Here is a 3,912-nt window from a genome sequence, read left to right on the forward strand (position 1 = left end):
GGCTTCTCTCCTCTATAATTGCTTTATAAGCTGATTCGCTGCGATCAACAGCGGGTCCCACACGGGACCAAACGGCGGCGCGTAAGCCAAGTCCGACTGGCTGAACTGTTCCACCGTCATGTGGCCGTGAAGGGCCACAGCCGGGGCATCGATGCGGTGGGCGGCGCCTTCCTTTGCGACCATCTGAACGCCAAGAAGACGACCGGACGCTTTATCGGCAACCGCCCAACCGGCTCCGTTGGCCCTTAACGCCAGGGGAATCCAAGTTTTCCGGCCGGTGACAATATGAAATGCGTCGGCGCAGTCGCCGGCAGCATAAATGTTGGGATCGGAAGTCTGCATCATTCGATCGACGGCAAGGGAGTACTGCGGCCCTAAATCCAATCCGGCTTCCACTGCCAACTGACTATTGGGCCGAATGCCGATGGCGACCAGTACCATATCTCCACTGAGTGTAAGATTTTCACAAACAACGCTCAGCCCCGGTTCATTTTTTTCTATTCGTTTTACCTCTTGTCCGAGGTAAAAACCGATGTCGTGTAAACTAAGTTCCTCTTCAACGACCTCGGCCATGGAAGGTTCTATCCATGGAAGCGTTCGAGACATAAGGTCGACCATATCCACATCTATTTTTCTTGTGCGTAACGCTTCGGCCATTTCCAAGCCGATATAGCCCATGCCGACGATCACCACTTTTTGAACATTGTTCGACGCTAAAAAATGTTTGATGGTTCTCCCATCGTTAAGGCTCTTTAAGGTCAGAACTCCCGGCAGGTCAAAACCGGGAAGATCCGGCACCATTGCTGAAGCACCGGTGGCTATAAGCAGTCGGTCATAGGGAAGTTCGAATGAGTCGTTTTCAAGGGTCGATCCGAAAACGGTTTTGGCGCTGACATCAACCGCATCAACGCAATGTCCTGTCAGCAGATTGATACCCTGTTTTTTCCGGAAAACTGACGCCGACCGCACCACCAGATCGTCAATGTCCCGGTCGGGATCGGCGATATTATACGGCATTCCGCAAGCGCTGTAGGCAACGTCCACGGTTTTTTCCAAAACAGTGATTTCCATATCCGGCCGGTTTCTTTTGGCTCTGCTGGCGGCACTCATGCCGGCAGCGTCTCCGCCGATGATGACAAACTTCATGGGTTACTCCTTTGGCATTGAAGCTCCCTGTCCCGCTTTTAGCGGGACTAAAAACAGGACGGGGAATGTAGCCGGCCCCGTGAAATGCAAAGCCTATTTCACTGGGGCTCGCTGTTGCAGTTCAAAAGTTATTTGCCCGGATTTCTTACGAGTCGGGTCAAACTTGCTATTGATGTTTTCGCTATCTATGCTAAGTTTATCTCACGAATCGAACTTTTTTTCAATGTGATGATATCTGTGCATACCTGGGCAGCAGTCGCGAGACGGTTTATAAATGGATCGATACAAAGAAGTTACCAGCTTATCGCTTTGGCAGTCTCTGGAAGTTCAAGAAGGAACAGGTGGATGAAGGGGTAAAGAAAAGTGCACGCTAAAGCGCTTTTTATAAAAATGGCTTCACATTTACAGAATTGCTGAGAGTATATGAAATGCGGGCGAGAGCAAGCGAAATGTGTTTTTTTCAAACTTATGTAAATAGAAAAATTGGGGTGATGTTATGCCGATTGAAACATTAATCAATAAAGAAACCAGGGTGATTATCCGCAAGATAACGGAAAAATTTGATTTTGAAGATATCAAATCTTCTTTTGAAGCATCAATCAGGAATCCAGATTTTCAGAAAAACATGCCTGTTATATGGGATTTACGAAATGCTGATGCATCTAAACTCTCTGAGCAAAACATTCAGCAGATAATAGATTATATAGAAAAATCTACTGAAAGCCGTGGAACAGGCTATAAAGTAGCGTTGGTTGCTTCCCGCGATTTGGAATATGGGGTATCGAGAATGTATGAGGCGATGGGGTATGACCTGCCGAGAAAAATTCAAGTCTTCAGGGAGTTTGATAAGGCTGAAAGATGGGTAATTGAGTCTGATACCGACAAATGAGGCCGGAAAAATCAATAAGGAATCTTGCATCAAGGCTGAACAAATCTTTTAACCCTTCGCCAAAAATTAAACAATTGCAATTCCATTGCCCCTTATGTTATTTTTTAACCAAGCGCAGAATATCATCTCCCCAACGAATTCCGGATCTAATAGATGCTCTTAATTACTAATTGCTGACAAGAGAGTTATAGCTATGAAAGACCTAATCAAGCGCATTGTAAAGGCATTGGTTGACCATCCGGAACAGGTAGAGATTTCAGAAGTAAAGGGTGAACATGTTTCGGTATTAGAACTTAAAGTGGCTAAAGAGGATATTGGGAAGGTTATCGGGAAAAAGGGCCGGAATGTTCAAGCCATACGGACTATATTAAGCGCTGCTTCTGGCAAGGAAAAAAAACGTATAGTCCTGGAGATTATTGAATAATGAAATATTTCCTGCTCCTGAACCAGGCGCCATTTATGGATGAATACCGGGTCAAATACCTATCGAGCAGCCATGATATGGCAGGAATCGAAAAATGAGAATGAATAACCGAAGATTTTTTCTGCGATATGCTGGTCTATCTATAGCAGCCGGATTTTTGATGTTCAATCTCCCTTCTTTTACAAACAGCAGCACCAGCGGAGGCCTCGAAAAAAAACCTAGGGAACAGGCAGACTCATTTCTTGTCCGTATTTCAGAAAATCCTTTGAAGGAAATAGAATCTGTGTCGCTTTCCTATGAAGTCCATATGGTTAGTGCATTGAATGTCAGAATGAAGATGAGTGCCACCTTGAGAATGGAAAAAAAGGAAAAAGGATATACCTCAACATTCAAATTCACGGAACCTGAAGGAAAGGATATATGGAGCTGGCTGTTGTTGAATCTTCTTGGGAAGCACACAAAAGAATACAAGGAACTGGTGCAGAGTATTGAGACCTTATTGATAGAGAGATTTCATATTGGGGATCGCAAATTCATGACGGATACTCTGGAGGAATTTTTACCAGCTAAAAATTATTACCCCAATCAAACAGCAATAAAGGTATATTTCAATTATGATGAAGATCTAGTAAAGTTCTGGGAAGACAAAAAACAAGAGAGCTTCAGCAAATCAATGAAATATACAGACCAGGTGGGACCGTTAACCGGGTTTTTCAATTACCTCTTTTTTGATAAACGCCGCACAAGGATGCGCATCCTGAATGTTCTGAAGCAGGTTGAGGACAGTACAGCATCAGAAGCTGTTTCCGGTAAAAAGATGGTCCATTATCTCTTTGAGTCGGAGGTTGCATACCTTGGATTCAACAACACCGATCAACATACCGAATACCTCATGAACGCCTATCTTGAAAAAGGTAATCTTCTTGACATAATTTACGGAGAAAATATTTACTACCAACTTGCCCATGATGCCAAGAGCAATATCAAGGTCCCCTATGCTGCTCGTATTGAAGGGATAATCAGCAGACATAAAAAAAGGAATAAACTGAAGATGCTGAGAGAAAGATACCCAGATCGTGAGATATCGGAAAAAGAAATTTTCGCTGAAGTCGATGACGTTCTCGCAGCATGGAATGTAAGGGTGTATTTAAAAAATTTTAATGTTACAACAACGCCCCGGGCTGCCATGAGTCATGAATAGGGAAGTCCTTTTTAGATTTGAGGATAACAACGCCGTTGATGTAAATTATCTTGATTATCATTAAGGAGTGAACCAATGGCTATGCATAACCCACCTCATCCCGGTGGAGTGATAAGGGAGCTTTGTATTGAACCTTTGGGGTTGAATATAACTGAGACAGCCAAAGGACTTGGCGTATCAAGAAAAACGCTTTCAGCCTTGTTGAATGGTCGTTTCGGTATTTCACCAGAAATGGCAATCAGACTTTCCAAG

General features: G+C 43.9%; 6 protein-coding genes. 5 read left to right on the forward strand and 1 reads right to left on the reverse strand.

The window, feature by feature from the left end:
• Positions 1 to 12 precede the first annotated feature (12 nt).
• A complete protein-coding gene (locus tag V3S16_RS02900; RefSeq protein ID WP_413883175.1) occupies positions 13 to 1,146 on the reverse strand; it encodes an FAD-dependent oxidoreductase in 1,134 nt (377 codons plus the stop codon).
• Between the two features lie 233 nt (positions 1,147 to 1,379).
• Here V3S16_RS02900 and V3S16_RS02905 point away from each other — a divergent pair, with 233 nt between their 5' ends.
• From V3S16_RS02905 to V3S16_RS02925, 5 genes are all read left to right on the forward strand, one after another.
• Positions 1,380 to 1,520 carry an excisionase family DNA-binding protein gene (locus V3S16_RS02905; protein ID WP_413883179.1) on the forward strand — a complete coding sequence of 47 codons (141 nt, stop codon included), beginning with the start codon at positions 1,380 to 1,382 and terminating at the stop codon, positions 1,518 to 1,520.
• A gap of 122 nt (positions 1,521 to 1,642) precedes the next feature.
• Positions 1,643 to 2,035, forward strand: coding sequence for a hypothetical protein (locus V3S16_RS02910; RefSeq protein WP_413883176.1), 393 nt, complete (start codon positions 1,643 to 1,645; stop codon positions 2,033 to 2,035).
• Positions 2,036 to 2,228: 193 nt separating this feature from the next.
• The gene (locus V3S16_RS02915; protein ID WP_413883177.1) at positions 2,229 to 2,459 is read left to right on the forward strand and encodes a KH domain-containing protein; all 231 of its coding nucleotides are present in this window, start codon (positions 2,229 to 2,231) and stop codon (positions 2,457 to 2,459) included.
• A gap of 94 nt (positions 2,460 to 2,553) precedes the next feature.
• Complete coding sequence (locus tag V3S16_RS02920) at positions 2,554 to 3,660, forward strand: hypothetical protein (RefSeq protein WP_413883178.1); 1,107 nt, start codon at positions 2,554 to 2,556, stop codon at positions 3,658 to 3,660.
• 81 nt (positions 3,661 to 3,741) lie between these two features.
• On the forward strand, positions 3,742 to 3,912 hold a 171-nt coding region (locus tag V3S16_RS02925; RefSeq protein ID WP_413883180.1), incomplete at its 3' end, for a HigA family addiction module antitoxin.

Origin of the sequence: Candidatus Desulfatibia sp. (assembly GCF_036446775.1) — a bacterium.
Taxonomy (GTDB): domain Bacteria; phylum Desulfobacterota; class Desulfobacteria; order Desulfobacterales; family UBA11574; genus Desulfatibia_A.